Origin of the sequence: Halomonas citrativorans, from assembly GCF_014898005.1 — a bacterium.
GTDB lineage: Bacteria > Pseudomonadota > Gammaproteobacteria > Pseudomonadales > Halomonadaceae > Vreelandella > Vreelandella citrativorans.
Window position 1 is genome coordinate 50547 of record NZ_JABUYX010000017.1, and the last position, 14866, is coordinate 65412.

The 14866-nt window shown below is 52.8% G+C and carries 11 protein-coding genes; 9 read left to right on the top strand and 2 right to left on the bottom strand.

Features of this window, described 5'->3' with window-relative positions; all coding sequences use genetic code 11:
- Positions 1–2: 2 nt before the first annotated feature.
- Complete coding sequence (locus INT20_RS13755; protein WP_193057120.1) at positions 3–1667, bottom strand: methyl-accepting chemotaxis protein; 1665 nt, start codon at positions 1665–1667, stop codon at positions 3–5.
- A gap of 166 nt (positions 1668–1833) precedes the next feature.
- On the opposite strand from INT20_RS13755, the gene INT20_RS13760 reads away from it, so the two are divergent.
- From INT20_RS13760 to pstB, 5 genes are all read left to right on the top strand, one after another.
- Positions 1834–3021, top strand: coding sequence for a multidrug effflux MFS transporter (locus INT20_RS13760; protein WP_172117053.1), 1188 nt, complete (start codon positions 1834–1836; stop codon positions 3019–3021).
- A 179-nt stretch (positions 3022–3200) separates the two neighbouring features.
- Positions 3201–4211, top strand: coding sequence for a substrate-binding domain-containing protein (locus tag INT20_RS13765; RefSeq protein WP_172117052.1), 1011 nt, complete (start codon positions 3201–3203; stop codon positions 4209–4211).
- A gap of 107 nt (positions 4212–4318) precedes the next feature.
- Positions 4319–5698, top strand: coding sequence for a phosphate ABC transporter permease subunit PstC (gene pstC, locus INT20_RS13770; protein ID WP_172117051.1), 1380 nt, complete (start codon positions 4319–4321; stop codon positions 5696–5698).
- Between the two features lie 6 nt (positions 5699–5704).
- Positions 5705–7063 carry a phosphate ABC transporter permease PstA gene (pstA, locus tag INT20_RS13775; protein ID WP_193054902.1) on the top strand — a complete coding sequence of 453 codons (1359 nt, stop codon included), beginning with the start codon at positions 5705–5707 and terminating at the stop codon, positions 7061–7063.
- Between the two features lie 36 nt (positions 7064–7099).
- Positions 7100–7903 (top strand): phosphate ABC transporter ATP-binding protein PstB, encoded by an 804-nt coding sequence (pstB, locus tag INT20_RS13780; protein ID WP_172117307.1) that lies wholly within the window; start codon positions 7100–7102, stop codon positions 7901–7903.
- A gap of 75 nt (positions 7904–7978) precedes the next feature.
- Here the strand turns inward: pstB and INT20_RS13785 are convergent, their stop codons facing one another.
- Positions 7979–9166, bottom strand: coding sequence for an acetyl-CoA C-acyltransferase (locus INT20_RS13785; protein ID WP_193054903.1), 1188 nt, complete (start codon positions 9164–9166; stop codon positions 7979–7981).
- Positions 9167–9283: 117 nt separating this feature from the next.
- Between INT20_RS13785 and INT20_RS13790 the strand changes: the two genes are divergently transcribed.
- The 4 genes from INT20_RS13790 to INT20_RS13805 all read left to right on the top strand — a co-directional run bounded on the left by INT20_RS13790 (position 9284) and on the right by INT20_RS13805 (position 14622).
- Positions 9284–9856, top strand: a complete 573-nt coding sequence (locus INT20_RS13790; RefSeq protein WP_193054904.1) for a TetR/AcrR family transcriptional regulator — start codon at positions 9284–9286, stop codon at positions 9854–9856.
- 276 nt (positions 9857–10132) lie between these two features.
- Complete coding sequence (locus INT20_RS13795; RefSeq protein WP_193054905.1) at positions 10133–11797, top strand: AMP-binding protein; 1665 nt, start codon at positions 10133–10135, stop codon at positions 11795–11797.
- Between the two features lie 20 nt (positions 11798–11817).
- Positions 11818–12585, top strand: coding sequence for an SDR family NAD(P)-dependent oxidoreductase (locus INT20_RS13800; protein ID WP_193054906.1), 768 nt, complete (start codon positions 11818–11820; stop codon positions 12583–12585).
- 231 nt (positions 12586–12816) lie between these two features.
- Positions 12817–14622 carry an acyl-CoA dehydrogenase C-terminal domain-containing protein gene (locus tag INT20_RS13805; RefSeq protein ID WP_193054907.1) on the top strand — a complete coding sequence of 602 codons (1806 nt, stop codon included), beginning with the start codon at positions 12817–12819 and terminating at the stop codon, positions 14620–14622.
- Positions 14623–14866: the final 244 nt, after the last annotated feature.

The following is a 14866-nucleotide window of genomic DNA, read 5'->3' on the forward strand; positions in this document are numbered from 1 at the left end:
CTTTACTGTAGCAAGGCAGGCGCTCGCTGAATATTATCCGATGTGGGGGTATTGGATAAGTCAGGTGTTGGCGGAGAGGCTTGCCAAATAAAATCATCGCTGGATATCTCTCCGATTTTAAAGCGTGCGGCTTGTTCACGCATCCTTTCTGCAGCGGCTTCAAGCGACATTGCATCCTGAGCAGTAGCTTCAACCTGCTTGGTATTGGCCCTATTCACCTGGGTCTGTTCGTGCAGTGTTGAATTCAGATGTTCAATGTGGCGGTGCTGCTCATTAGCCGCATCAGCGATCTGAAGCATGATGCTATTGGCCTGTTCGGTCGTTTCAACAATCGCGTTCATGCCGTGGCTGGCCTTGTTGGATAAGGTATGGCCACGCTCAATACTGTTGCCTGATGCGGCAAGCAAGGTTTGGATTTGGCGCGCAGCTTCAGCGCTTCGTGAGGCTAGTTGGCGTACTTCGCCCGCCACTACGGCAAAGCCTCGGCCTTGTTCGCCAGCGCGAGCGGCCTCTACAGAGGCGTTTAACGCAAGAATATTGGTTTGAAAAGCGATGGAATCAATAACGTTAACAATCTCATCGACTTCTTTTGAGCGTGCGTGAATCTCCTCCATGGTGGTCAGGAAGTTGGTCATTATCTGGCTACCGTCTTGGGTTTGTAATGCCGCCGTAGACGTTAGCTGGGTTGCATCGGCGGCAAAACCAGCGGTGGTGGCAACGTTCTCTGTCAGCTCATCCAGGTTAGCCGCGGTCGTTTCGTGGGATGCGTTTTGCTGGCGCGTTCGGATAGCAAGGTCTTCATTGCCTAGCGCCAGGCGTTGAGCGCTATCGAAAATATGGCGGCTATTACTATGAAGCTCTGAAACGGTTTCAATGAGTGCACGCTGCATATTATCCAGCTCTTGGTAGAGCTGGCCTATTTCATTATTGCCTTGAGCCGGGACCTTAACGCTTAAATCACCCTCGGCCATTGTACGAAAGTGTGCGACCAAGCGGTTAATAGGTAATAGAACATGACGCTGTCCAATCCAGGCCATTAAACCTAGCAGTGCCAAGGCAATAGCAATGCCTCCTGACAGCAATTGACCAATCAACTGACCGCGGCGTTGAGCGTTAGTCATTAGCTCTGTACCCTGACGGTCAGCCAGTTGATAAAAGCTACGTGCCTCTTCGGTTAGGGCTTGGCTATGTGCTAACGCATCAAGCGTCAATTGCCGGTAGCCGCCGCGGTCACCTGTCTGAACGGCGTTTAATTGTTCATTCATCGTGCCAATAAGCGCTGTTGCCTGCTGCTCTATAGCGTCTCGAAGTGTCGGGTGAGGTGTTTCAGCGGTTGCTTCCAAAAACGTTGCCAGTGCTACTGCCATTTCAGAGAGCTCATTTTCGACCGCTTGAAGCGCCTCTGTCGGGTCTCCTAGCGAGGGGCGCAATTGGCGTTCAAGCGCTCTGTCCAAACGGTGCAACCCCTCAAGGCCCGCTATATGAAGCCGGTTTAGCGATGACGACTGTTGAACATTAACCTGTTCAAGAAGCGCTAAATCGTTCTGGCTCTGCTGCATCATTTTCCATGTCAGTAGGGCAAACATGAGCACACACAGTGCTACAAGCAGTAAGGCGGATAGGCTTAGCCAGCGTAGTGGGATATTTTTCAGCGCTCTAAAATTCATAGTGCTTCCATGAGTTGGTCTTGGAAAAGGCTTATGAATCCTAGGCTAAGCAGTTTATGTTTCAGTTTTTCGGGGCTGCGGTGCTTAATTTTCATCACCGCGTTACTATTAGCGGCCTATCGATTGCTGCCGTGCTTGATGGTGGCTAATTAATTCAGGGAGTCCTATGGAACTTAACCCACGACGGGTTGCTTTGTTGGTTGCTGCCAACACAGCGCTTGCCCCTTTTGCGATTGACGCCTATTTGCCTGCGATTGGTGTGTTAGCGGAATCTGTTAATGCCAGCATTCATCACGCGGAGCTTTCGATTAGTGTGTTCCTGTTTGGTTTTGCCATTGGTCAACTTGTCTTTGGACCGCTATCTGACCGGATAGGACGCAAGCCGGTACTCATGGGTGGTTTAGTCGTATTTATGCTGGCAAGCCTGATGATTACCACGGCTGATAGCCTCAACTCGCTTTTGTTTTGGCGATTTATCCAGGCGCTGGGTGGCGGAGCCTGCGTGGTTAACTCTGCCGCCATTGTACGCGACTGCTTTAGCGGCCGAGAGGCTGCCAAAGTGATGTCGACCATGGCCATGATCATGATGTTGGCTCCCCTGGTGGCACCGGCGGTGGGGAGTATGCTGCTGCATGTGGCAGGCTGGTGGCTGATTTTTGTTTTTCTTGCGGCATATGCCGGTTTTTTGCTTTGGCTGCTGGGGACGCGGTTACCCGAAACCCGTGATATGACACTGCCTGCAGCGTCGCCTCGTCAGGTGCTCGGCAATTATGTAAGCGTGCTGCGGCATAAAGAAGGCATGGGGTATATCTGTGCAGTGGCCGCCTCTTTTGCCGGTCTTTTCGCCTTTGTAACAGCATCGCCCTTTGTCTATCTTGATTATTTTGGTCTCTCTCCGGGGATGTATCCGCTGATTTTCGGGGTTAACGTCGTTGTTATTGCGCTCTCCAACCGCGTTAATATTTATATGCTGCGTCAACGCACACCCCAACAAAACCTGCGCTTGGGGTTAATGATCCAGATGATCGCGGGCTTGGGCTTGGTGATCGTTACAGCGCTGGATATGGTCACTCTATATACCGTTGTGCCTCTGGTGATGGTATTTACTGGCATGATTGGCTTGATCACTCCGAATGCCATCTCGTCACTGCTGGATCACTTTGGGCATATCAGTGCGACCGCAACGGCGTTGCTGGGTGGCATCCAGTTTAGCTGTGGCGCGCTTGCCGGGGTGTTGGTCGGGGCGTTTGAAGTCGCCCACCTGTGGCCCATGGTATTGACCATGCTGGGGGCGTCATTACTTGGAAATATTGGTGTGCGGATGCTAACCGCCAATTCAGAACAGAGTCGCTAGTCGTTTTACCCTGTCGTAGTGTTCTCCTTTGCTATACGACGTTTTGCGTATTTAACGATTTAGAGATTGTCATATTTCTGCAATGATACGTGTGCAAACTCTCTTTTGTGAAAGGCCAGAAGGCCAACTCTTCCGGTAAGCATCAGCTGGCCGGATATCAAACCAGAGGGGAACACGACGTGAAAAAGCATACGCTAAGTGTTGCAGTAGTAGCCGGTCTAGCGGTAGGTGTTTCAAGCGCTGCCATGGCTCGCGACACAATCCAAATTGCGGGCTCTTCTACTGTACTGCCGTTTGCAGGTATCGTGGCTGAAGAGTTTGGCAATACGTATTCTCAGTTTAATACGCCGGTAGTTGGTTCTGGTGGTTCAAGTGGCGGCCTTCGTCAGTTCTGCCAGGGCGTTGGTGAAAACACCATCGATATCGCTAACGCTTCTCGCTCAATTCGGAGCGGTGAGGTTGAGAGCTGTGCCGAAAACGGTGTTAACGAAATTATTGAAATCCAATTCGGCTACGACGGCATTGTATTTGCCTCGCGCCTTGATCGTGGCGAGTTTGCACTAACGCCTGAGCATGTTTTCAAAGCAGCTGCTGCTCAACTGCCGCAAAACGGCGAATTGGTTGATAACCCCTACACCCGCTGGTCTGAAATCGACAGCAACCTGCCTGACCAGGAAATCGTACTGGTTATCCCGGCTTCCAACCACGGTACACGTGAAGTCTTTGAAGAGAAAGTCGTTCACCCGGGTTGTGACACTGTTGCTGAAGTAGAAGGCGATGCTTGCATCAACCTGCGTGGCGATGGCCGTATCGTTGAAATTGCCGGCGATTACACCGAAACCCTAGCACGCCTGGATGCTCAGGAAGATGCAGTAGGTGTCTTCGGTCTTAGCTTCTACGATCAAAACCGTGACCGCTTGCAAGTGGCGACCGTTGATGGTGTAACACCTAGCCTGGAAACGATTGGCTCTGGTGAGTATCCGGTTTCTCGTCCGCTGTTCTTCTACGTGAAAGGCGAGCACATTGACGTGATTCCTGGCCTGGCGGAATACACGGAGTTCTTCCTGAACGAAATGACCTCTGGCTATGGCAGCCCGCTGGAAGACGCTGGTCTGATCCCGATGGATGAGAGCGAGCGTAGCCAAGTGCTTGAGCAGTTCGAATCCCGTACGGTCGTAAGCGTCGACTAAGTGCGGCACTGCTTCAGATTCGGTGTACCTTATTAAGTTTGTTTTTGCGCCAGCATCATGCAGTTGATGCTGGCGCTTAAACGTAGCAAGTCAAAGGCGGAAAGATAATGAGCAACTTTGCCTTGATAGCCACGCTGTTGGTGTTGATGGCCTTGGCATACCATTTAGGCTTGACGCGCAGCCGTGCGGTTGCGGCAACTCAAGATGTACGAATGCATTCGCGGCCGGGCTATTACGGTACGCTTGTGGCGCTTTGGTGCGGCTTGCCTGCACTCGCTATATTTTTGTTATGGTCATTTTTAGCCCCTCAGTTAATCGATATGCTGGTTATTCAGCAGTTGCCTACTGACATGGTTGCCAGTATGAGCGACCGTGAAATGCAAACGTTTCTGGATCGTGTAACTGCCTTGGCAAACGAACGTGGCGTAGCGGGTGGTGGTAGTCCTGAAGAGTGGGCCGCTGCGGCACATATGGCAAGGCTTCAGACGTTTGAAAATTTTAGCCTGGTGGCATTAGTCGCCGTGCTATCTGTGGCGGGCCTGGTCATTGCACGGCGGCGTATCACGCCCCAGTGGCGCGCCCGTAACCAGGTTGAACGGGTTATTATGTTTGCGCTAGCCGCAAGCTCGGCTGTCGCTATATTTACAACGATTGGCATTGTGCTCTCCATGCTGGGCGAGGCAATGAAGTTCTTTAGTTTTATTAGTCCCGTCGACTTCTTCTTTGGCACTACCTGGAACCCTCGATTTAGCACCTCTGGTACCTCTGACCAAGGGGAGTTTGGTTTATTACCCCTCCTCTGGGGCACCATAATGGTCAGTGGCATTGCACTGTTGGTAGCGATTCCTGTTGGGTTAATGACCGCAATCTACATGGCAGAGTACGCGCCGCCCTGGTTGCGCAATGTGGCCAAGCCGGTGATTGAGATTTTGGCGGGTATCCCGACCATTGTTTATGGCTTTTTCGCGCTGATGGTTGTGGGCCCCTTTCTCTCCGCTTTTGGTGATCTGATTGGCATTAATATTCGCACAACCAGCGCGATAACAGCGGGCCTGGTCATGGGGATCATGATCATTCCTTTTGTCTCTTCGCTGTCTGACGACATTATTACCCAAGTGCCTAAGTCGTTGAGGGATGGTGCATTAGGTTTGGGCGCCACCAAGTCTGAAACGATTCGACAGGTGGTATTGCCCGCCGCGCTTCCCGGCATTGTGGGTGCTTTTTTGCTGGCAGCTAGCCGCGCGATTGGGGAAACCATGATTGTGGTATTGGCCGCTGGTAATAACCCTGTACTGCATGCCAACCCTTTCGAGGCGGTATCGACTATTACCGTAACGATTGTTAACCAATTGACCGGGGATATGGATTTTGCAAGCCCCCAGTCACTGGTTGCGTTTGCCCTCGGTCTTACCCTGTTTGTGATCACCTTAGGCCTAAACGTCATCGCACTGGTTGTCGTGCGTAAATATCGCCAGCAATACGAGTAAGTGACTATGTCCATAACGATTGAGCAGCGCCGGCAACACCGGCTGATGACGATAGAAAAGTCGCTGGCGAAACGGCATCGTAAAGAAAACAGCTTTCGGCGGATGGGACTTGTCGCTGTTATTACCGGTATGGTGCTGGTCGCCATCCTGTTTATCAGCATACTAATGCGTGGTGTGCCGGCATTTTGGCAGGCCACCATGTACATGGATGTGTATTTCGACCCCGAGATTATCCAGCTTGAGCCTAAGCCTGAACGCGCTAGTGGCGAGAGCCAGTTTGAGTTTGAAGAGCGTTTTTTACAGTGGGAAACACAAGCAGGGCTGGCCAATTGGCAATCCTTAATTGATAACGCACTGGAAGAGGCGTTGGGGGTAGAGGTAGAGGGGCCGCAGTTACGTGATCTGCGTGCGCTTGTCACCTCTGGCGAGCGCTACGCGTTGCGTGATCGGTTTATTGAAGATCCTTCGCTGTTGGGGCAAACCGTCGAACTCAAGATGCTGGCGAGTGCGAACGTGGATGTCTGGATCAAAGGCAATATTGATCGTGATTTGCCGGATGCACGCCAACAGCTAAGTGCTCAAACGCGCGCCTGGGCTGACCAGCTTGAAGCGTCTGGCGTCATTCGTAACGCGTTTAGTACCTCGTTATTTTTAAATACTGACTCACGCAGCTCTTTGGCATCAGCGGGCCTGGCCGGTGCCTTTATGGGTTCGCTGTTTATGATGATCATCGTCATCGCGCTGTCTGTGCCGTTAGGGGTATCAAGCGCTATTTATCTGGAAGAGTTTGCGCCCAAGAATCGCTTAACCGATCTAATTGAAATCAATATCAATAACCTGGCAGCGGTTCCTTCCATTGTGTTTGGTTTGCTGGGCGCATCTATCTTTATTGGCTATTTAAGACTGCCTATTTCAGCGCCGCTGGTAGGGGGGCTGGTGCTTACGTTGATGACGTTACCGACCATTATTATCGCTACGCGGGCATCGTTACGCTCCATTCCGCCCTCTATTCGTCAAGCGGCGTTGGGGATCGGGGCATCGCGAGTGCAGACGGTATTTCACCACGTATTGCCCTTGGCGCTTCCCGGTATTTTGACAGGCTCTATTTTGGGTGTTGCTCAAGCATTGGGGGAAACAGCGCCCTTGCTTCTGATCGGTATGAACGCGTTTGTCGCGAGTGTGCCAGCAACACCGTTGGATCAATCAACCGCGCTGCCAGTACAGATTTATCTATGGCAAGGCAATGAGCTGCGTAATTTCTTCGAAGCACGCACGTCTGCGGCCATCATTGTATTGCTGGGACTAATGTTAAGCTTGAATGCATTGGCGATTTGGTTGCGTAAAAAATTCGAGACGAGGTGGTAAGTGAATACTTCAACAGAGCCGATGACAACAACTCCCATGGTTAGCGTCGGGGGCGGTGAAAGCCGCACCAGCAAGGCGAAAGACAAGGTCAAAATGAGTGCCGAAGCCGTTAAGGTGTTTTACGGTGACTCTCAGGCAATTAACGGTATTGACCTGGATATCTACGAAAACGAAGTGCTGGCCTTTATTGGGCCTTCCGGTTGCGGTAAATCGACATTTTTACGCTGCTTAAACCGCATGAACGACACCATCGATATTTGTCGTGTTGAAGGCAAGATTACATTAGATCAAAACGATATTTATGCGGCTAACCGCGATGTAGTATTGCTGCGCGCTCAGGTGGGGATTGTGTTCCAAAAGCCGAACCCCTTCCCGAAATCCATCTACGAAAATATTGCATATGGGCCGCGCTTGCACGGCTTGGCTCGGCGTAAGGCCGAGCTTGACGATATTGTAGAAAGCAGCCTGCGCCGCGCAGGGCTTTGGGAAGAGGTAAAAGACCGTCTTGATCAGCCAGGTACCGGGTTGTCAGGTGGTCAGCAGCAGCGTTTGTGTATTGCACGGACGGTCGCGGTAAGTCCGGATGTCATTTTGATGGATGAGCCGTGCTCTGCACTTGACCCGATTGCCACGGCCAAAGTGGAGCAGCTGATTGATGAGTTAAGTGAGAGCTATACCATCGTTATGGTGACTCACAATATGCAGCAGGCCGCTCGAGTGGCAGACCGCACTGCGTTCTTCCATATGGGCGACCTGGTCGAAGTGGATAGCACTGATCAGATATTCACTAACCCTCAGGATCAGCGTACTCACGACTACATTACCGGACGGTTTGGATAAGCAACAACTTCCTGGCGTGAGTGATAGGAAAGCGCGGGGCTAACGCTGCAAAGCGTTGGCCCCGCGTCGTTTATGTCAGTCGATAAGCTCAACAGCAACCGCTGTGGCCTCGCCGCCACCAATACACAGGCTGGCAATGCCACGTTTGCCGCCTTGAGTACGTAGGGCATGAATAAGCGTGGCAATGATGCGTGAACCGGTAGAGCCAACAGGATGCCCTTGGGCGCAGGCGCCACCAAAAATATTGACCTTGCTGTGAGGTAAGCCAAGATCGTCCATTGCCATTAGCGTCACCACGGCAAAGGCTTCGTTAATCTCAAATAAATCGACGTCGCCGACGCTCCAGCCAAGCTTTTTCATCAGGCTTTCTATGGCGCCTACCGGGGCAATCGTAAACTCGCTGGGGTGGCGAGCGTGGGTTGCATGCCCCAGCATTCTGGCTAATGGCTTCACGCCGTGGCGTTCGGCTGCTTCTGCGCTTGCCACAATAAGCGCTGAAGCGCCATCGGAGATAGAGCTGGCGTTTGCTGCAGTGATGGTGCCGTCTTTAGAAAAGGCTGGTCGCATGTGGCGAATTTTGTCGAGTTTGGCTTGAAACGGTTGTTCATCATGTTCAATAAGCGTGTCGCCTTGGCGCGTAGATACGGTGACGGGCGCCATTTCAGCATCCAGTTGCCCACCGTTGGAAGCAGCGATAGCGCGCTCGAGCGAGGCAATGGCAAAATCATCCAAACGCTCCCGCGTGTAGCCTCGCCGTGAAGCGATATCCTGAGCGAAAACGCCCATTAATGTGCCCGTTTCAGCATCCTCAAGACCATCCAGAAACATGTGGTCTTTGAGCTCGCCGTGGCCTAACCGATAACCGCCGCGGGCTTTGGTCAGCACGTAGGGGGCGTTGGACATGGACTCCATACCCCCCGCCAGTAGAATTTGCCCGCTACCCGCTTTAATTACGTCGTGGGCGAGCATGGCGGCCTTCATGCCCGAACCACATAGCTTGTTAATCGTCATTGCGCCGCACGCATCGGGTATGCCGGCCTGACGCATGGCTTGGCGAGCAGGGCCTTGTTTGACACCCCCCGGAAGCACGCAGCCCATAATGCCTTCATCAATGGCATCGGGCTCAATGCCCGCGCGTTGAACCGCTGCACGAATAGCAACCGCGCCCAGTTCAGGGGCGCTCATGCTCGATAAGCTGCCCATCATGCCTCCCATGGGGGTGCGTGCAGCGGATAGAAATACGATATCGGTTGCAGTATTCATTAGCTAACTCCTTAGGATTTATTGTGATTATTCTGCTGGGCGATAAGCGATGCGTTGACCCGTTGGCGGGGCTGTGGTTTTCTCGTGGATAACCAAGCAAGCGCTAGTGTGAGTGAAATGAATGTAATAAATGCATCTGTGCGCCGCAAGGAATTGACGCGTTTAGCGGCTCAGCTCTTTGTCCAGGAGGGCTTTGATCGTACCACTGTACGTATGCTGGCGCAGGAAATGGGGATCAAGTCCGGCAGCCTGTTTCATCACTTCAAGGATAAACAGGAAATCCTTGCTGCGGTAATCGAGGAAGGAGTGCAGAATGCGCTAATGATTGCTCGTCAATCGATTGAACGCTGCTCGTCTGACCCTGAAGAGCGGCTGCGCGCGATGGCACGTGCTCATCTGGAAACGCTGTTTACCGACCGCAATGCTCATGTGGTGGCCCTGTTTGAATGGCGGCGCCTGGACCCTGCCGCTAGCGCACACTTAAGCCATTTGCGCGATGCGTATGAGGCCTTGTGGGTGCAGGTTATAGACGATGCACTGGAAGCGAAGCTTATCCGTGGGGATCGCTTTCTGGTTTCGCGATTTATATTGGGCGCTTTGAACTGGACCGTGCGCTGGTATGACCCCGGTGGCCCACGTACGCCAGATGACCTTGCGGATGAGTTGGTGGCGATGATCATGGCGCGCTAAGCGCTATTTTTTTAAGCAACCAGCCAGATGCCCTCAATGCTTTTTTCTAGCAGGAGTAAATAGGCACTTGCTGCCAGCGACTCGTCTGTGTATTTCCTCGACCAACGTATAACCCTTTAACGCGGTAGATAGCTTGCGCTTCCTGCGGATTGCTTTTAGCGTTGAGGTTATCTATGGGGTTACGTTAACGTAAACCGAAAGAAATACGCGCATGACTTAAAACGTTACCCCGCCTGTTGCAAGACTGCTCATTACCAACAACATAAGAGAGCCATCATGACAGCGACACCACTCCCCGATTATTCGGGTTATCTTGAGCATTTCTCAATCGACCAGATGGTTGCCCGTCTGGATGATCATCAGGACGGCCAGCTCAATGCTTTTGAAGCGTGCTGCGGACGCCATGTGCGAGCGGGGCGCGGAGAAGTGCTGGCGCTGATTCATGAGGATACCCAAGGGGTAACACACACCCTGACGTATGCCGAGCTGGACGAACAGAGTGGCAAACTGGCGGGTTGGTTGGTGGCGCAAGGCCTAAAAGAGGGAGACCGCATTGCCTGTATGCTGCCTCGGTCAGAGGCATTACTGATAGCTGTGCTGGCTACCTGGCGGATAGGTGGTGTGTATCAGCCGCTATTTACAGCCTTTGGGCCTGATGCAGTGGATTACCGTTTAGGCCGGGCAGATACCAAGCTGGTGATCACCGATCACGCCAACCGCGATAAATTTGACGGCTTGAGTCAGTGCCCGTCAATACTGACGGTGGGAGGGGCGAGCCGCGAACATCCAAATGATCTGGATTGGCAGGCTGCCTTGGCGCATGCGTCGATGACGACCCAGCCGCCTCGTCTTGATCCTGCCCAGCCTTTTTTGCAAATGTTCACCTCGGGTACCGTGGGCAAGCCCAAGGGTGTGGCCGTGCCGCTTTCGGCAATGACCGCCTTTGCGCTGTATATGGAACTTGCCGTTGACCTGCGTGATGATGACTGCTTCTGGAATATGGCGGACCCTGGGTGGGCGTATGGCCTTTACTACGCCATTACCGGACCGCTGCTGTTAGGTGTGACCACGCATTTCTGCGAAGCCGGGTTTAGTGCCGAAGGGGCGCTTGACTTTATGAAACGTCACCGGATCACCAATTTTGCGGCAGCCCCCACGGCCTATCGTTTAATGAAGGCGTCAGGGTTGTTCGATGATGCCTATCAAACGTTATCGCTGCGCGCTGCGAGCTCGGCAGGCGAGCCGTTAAATACTGAAGTGGTCAACTGGGTCGAAAAATCGCTTGGCTGTTCAGTGATGGACCACTACGGGCAAACCGAAACGGGCATGACCTGCAACAATCATCACACCCTTGATCACCCCAAGCATGTAGGTGGCATGGGCGTACCTTTGCCGGGCTATCGGCTGGCCATTCTGGATGCAGAGTATAATGAGTTGCCAGCGGGAGAGCCGGGCGTACTGGCCGTGGATATTGAACATTCACCGGCGCATTTTTTCCAAGGGTATACGTGCCAAGAGAAAAACCCCTTTGTGAAAGGCTATTATCTGACCGGCGATGTAGTGATCTGTAATGAGGATGGTTCGTTCCAGTTTGCAGGCCGTGATGATGACATCATTACCACCGCTGGCTACCGGGTAGGACCTACCGATGTGGAGAATAGTGTCATGATGCATCCTGCCGTGGCGGAATCTGCGGCGGTCGGGCAGCCTGATGAAATTCGCGGCGAGGTGATCAAGTCCTATATTGTGCTTCGCGAAGGGTACGAGCCAAGCAATGAGCTGGCTGAGGCGATTCGCCAGCAGGTGCGTGAACGTCTATCTGCCCATGCGTTCCCTCGGGTCATTGAATTCGTCGAGGAGTTGCCTAAAACGCCTAGCGGCAAGATCCAACGCTTCAAGCTACGTGCGCAAGCGGTTGAACAAGCCGGCCATAACAATTAATCAATCCAGGGAGAGCCATTATGCAGGTAAAGGAGAGCACGTTTTTAATTACCGGGGCGGCGTCTGGGTTGGGCGCAGCAACGGCTGAGCGGTTAGTGGCCGCTGGCGCCAAGGTGGTGCTGTGTGATGTAAAAGACAGTATTCGCTGTCATGCTGCCCAACTAGGAGAGCGCGCAAAAGCCTGTATGGCCGATATTACCTCTTCAGAACAGATGCAGCAGGCGTTCGAGGTCGCTGCCAAATTGAGCGAAGAAAAAGGGCTCGCGGGTGTTATTCACTGTGCTGGCGTGATTAGCGTGGCCAAGCTAGTGGATCGGGAGGGCAATCCGGCTGACCTGGATGCCTATGCCAAAACAATCCATATCAATCTGGTAGGCACCTTCAACGTCATGCGCTTGGCAGCGGCGGCCATGGCAAAAAACACGCCCAATCAGGATGGCGAGCGTGGCGTGATTATTAACACGGCATCTATAGCCGCCTTCGATGGCCAAGTGGGGCAGTGCGCTTACAGCGCCTCTAAAGCAGGCGTAGTGGGGATGAGTTTGCCTGCCGCTAGAGAGCTTTCTCGGCATGCTATTCGTGTCATGGCGATTGCGCCGGGCGTGTTTGAAACGCCGATGATGGGCGACATACCTGATGAAGCCGCCCAAGCGCTTGCCGCCTCTGTTCCTTTTCCCAAGCGGTTAGGCAGGGCAGAGGAGTTTGCCCAGCTAGCCGAGCATATTATTGTTAATTCCATGCTTAATGGTGAGGTGATTCGGTTGGACGGTGGTATTCGGATGCAGTGAAAGCGCATCCGTTGCTTAGACATCAACTCGCCAGCAATTCGGCTGGCGAGTTTTTTTGCGTTTAGCCGATCAATTCTCAATGCTTCGACCAAAGGACTAGCGTTAATGTGGCTTTAATTCAAACGCTCGCTTGACTCGCTTTGCGGTGCGCGCTAGCTTTCAAACATGTGTTTGAAAGCTGTTTTTTTGAAATCCAGCGCTGCTTTCAACTCCCCGTTTAGGAGAAGTGCTATGCCAAGTTATCAGGCCCCTCTGCGTGATATGCGTTTCGTCATGGACGAAATGCTTGATTACCCTGCTCACTACGCTGCATTGCCAGAAGGTGATGACGCTTCACCCGACGTAGTGGCCGCCATTCTGGAAGAGGGCGCGCGCTTTTCTCGTGATGTTCTCCTGCCAATTAATCAAAGCGGCGATGAAGAGGGTTGTGTGCTAGAGGGCGGTGAGGTGAAAGCGCCTCAAGGCTTCAAGGAGGCGTACCAGCAGTACGTAGAAGGCGGCTGGCCAAGTCTGGCGGCTGATCCCGAGCACGGTGGGCAAGGGTTGCCGCCTTCGCTTGCTATGGTGCTTTCGGAAATGATCTGCGCGACCAATTTAGCCTGGGGTATGTATCCAGGGCTTTCTCATGGTGCCGCTGACGCGCTGCGCCATCATGGCACCGACGAGCAGAAAGCGACGTATCTTACCAAGCTGGTGGAAGGCGTTTGGACGGGCACCATGTGCTTAACAGAGCCTCACTGTGGTACCGATCTTGGGTTAATCAAGACTCGCGCCGTGCCAGCCGCTGGGGAGGCTTATACCATTACCGGCACCAAGATATTTATCTCCGCTGGTGAGCATGATCTGGCCGAAAATATTGTCCATCTGGTGCTCGCCAAACTGCCTGATGCGCCAGAAGGGTCAAAAGGTATTTCACTCTTTGTCGTGCCTAAGTTTTTACCTGATGCGGATGGCAATCCCGGTGAGCGCAATGGGGTAACCTGCGGCTCCCTGGAACATAAAATGGGCATTCATGGTAACGCGACGTGCGTTATGAACTTTGATGGTGCCACTGGTTATCTGGTTGGGCCGCCTAATAAAGGCCTGGCGTGCATGTTTACCATGATGAATGCTGCGCGCCTTGGCGTGGGTATCCAAGGGCTTGGCCTCATTGAAGCCAGTTTTCAAAATTCGTTGAGTTACGCCCGTGACCGCCTACAGATGCGTGGTTTGTCAGGCAAGCAGGCGCCCGAAAAACCTGCCGACCCGATTATTGTTCATCCGGATGTGCGCCGGATGCTGCTAACGCAAAAAGCGTTTGCCGAAGGTGGGCGCATGCTGGTGCTTTACGCCGCCCAGTTGCTGGACACCGTTGAGCTTGGTCAGCCTGGTGAAGAAAAAGAGCGTGCTGAAACCTTGCTGGGATTGCTTACGCCGATCGTTAAAGCGTTTTTAACGGAAGTTGGTTTTGAGAGTACTAATGAAGGCGTACAAATTTTTGGTGGTCACGGCTTTATTAAAGAGTGGGGAATGGAGCAGTTAGTGCGTGATGCACGTATTACGCGGCTCTATGAAGGTACTACCGGCATTCAGGCGCTCGACCTGCTGGGGCGAAAAGTGCTGATGAGCCAAGGGGAGTCGCTCAAGGTCTTTACCAAAGAGATTCATAAATTCTGTAAAGCCGAGGCTGATAACCCTGCGCTTAAAGAGTTTGTTACGCCGCTGTCTAAGCTCAACGCAGAGTGGGGTGAGCTGACGATGGGGGTTGGCATGAAAGCGATGCAGGATCGTGAGGAAGTTGGGGCGGCAAGTGTCGACTACCTGATGTATTCCGGCTATGTCGCGCTTGCTTATCTGTTTGCGCGAGCGGCTAAACAAGCATCTGTTGCGCTTGAAGGTGATGATAAGGCGTTTTATGCCGCCAAGCTTAATACTGCGCGATTCTACTATCAGCGGCTACTGCCGCGTACGAAAGCGCATGCGCAGATGATCCAGGCCGGTGCTGGCAGCTTAATGGCTATCTCCAGCGAAGATTTTGGTCTGGGCTTTGAGATCTAACATGTAGTGTGTGCAGGCACGCTTTGGCTATTCGCCAAACGTTTTTATCAGTACTGTGTTCGGTGGTTTGCGGCAGTCTCTTGTTATGGAGCATATCCATCAAGCAGACCTGCCGCTTTTTTATAGGGCGCTGGATCTTTGTAAAGATAGTGCTTGCCAAACGCCCGGCGAATCCGTAAAGTACGCATCCGCTGCCGGGGACGCCCAGCGTTACCAGCGGTGAAGAAGGTGAAAACCTTCGGTT

What these genes read in the sequence shown, in the direction of transcription:
- INT20_RS13755 (WP_193057120.1), bottom strand. Translation starts at nt 1,667, where the DNA reads ATGAATTTTAGAGCGCTGAAAAATATCCCACTACGCTGGCTAAGCCTA.
- INT20_RS13760 (WP_172117053.1), top strand. Translation starts at nt 1,834, where the DNA reads ATGGAACTTAACCCACGACGGGTTGCTTTGTTGGTTGCTGCCAACACA.
- pstC (WP_172117051.1), top strand. Translation starts at nt 4,319, where the DNA reads ATGAGCAACTTTGCCTTGATAGCCACGCTGTTGGTGTTGATGGCCTTG.
- pstA (WP_193054902.1), top strand. Translation starts at nt 5,705, where the DNA reads ATGTCCATAACGATTGAGCAGCGCCGGCAACACCGGCTGATGACGATA.
- pstB (WP_172117307.1), top strand. Translation starts at nt 7,100, where the DNA reads ATGGTTAGCGTCGGGGGCGGTGAAAGCCGCACCAGCAAGGCGAAAGAC.
- INT20_RS13785 (WP_193054903.1), bottom strand. Translation starts at nt 9,166, where the DNA reads ATGAATACTGCAACCGATATCGTATTTCTATCCGCTGCACGCACCCCC.
- INT20_RS13790 (WP_193054904.1), top strand. Translation starts at nt 9,284, where the DNA reads ATGAATGTAATAAATGCATCTGTGCGCCGCAAGGAATTGACGCGTTTA.
- INT20_RS13795 (WP_193054905.1), top strand. Translation starts at nt 10,133, where the DNA reads ATGACAGCGACACCACTCCCCGATTATTCGGGTTATCTTGAGCATTTC.
- INT20_RS13800 (WP_193054906.1), top strand. Translation starts at nt 11,818, where the DNA reads ATGCAGGTAAAGGAGAGCACGTTTTTAATTACCGGGGCGGCGTCTGGG.
- INT20_RS13805 (WP_193054907.1), top strand. Translation starts at nt 12,817, where the DNA reads ATGCCAAGTTATCAGGCCCCTCTGCGTGATATGCGTTTCGTCATGGAC.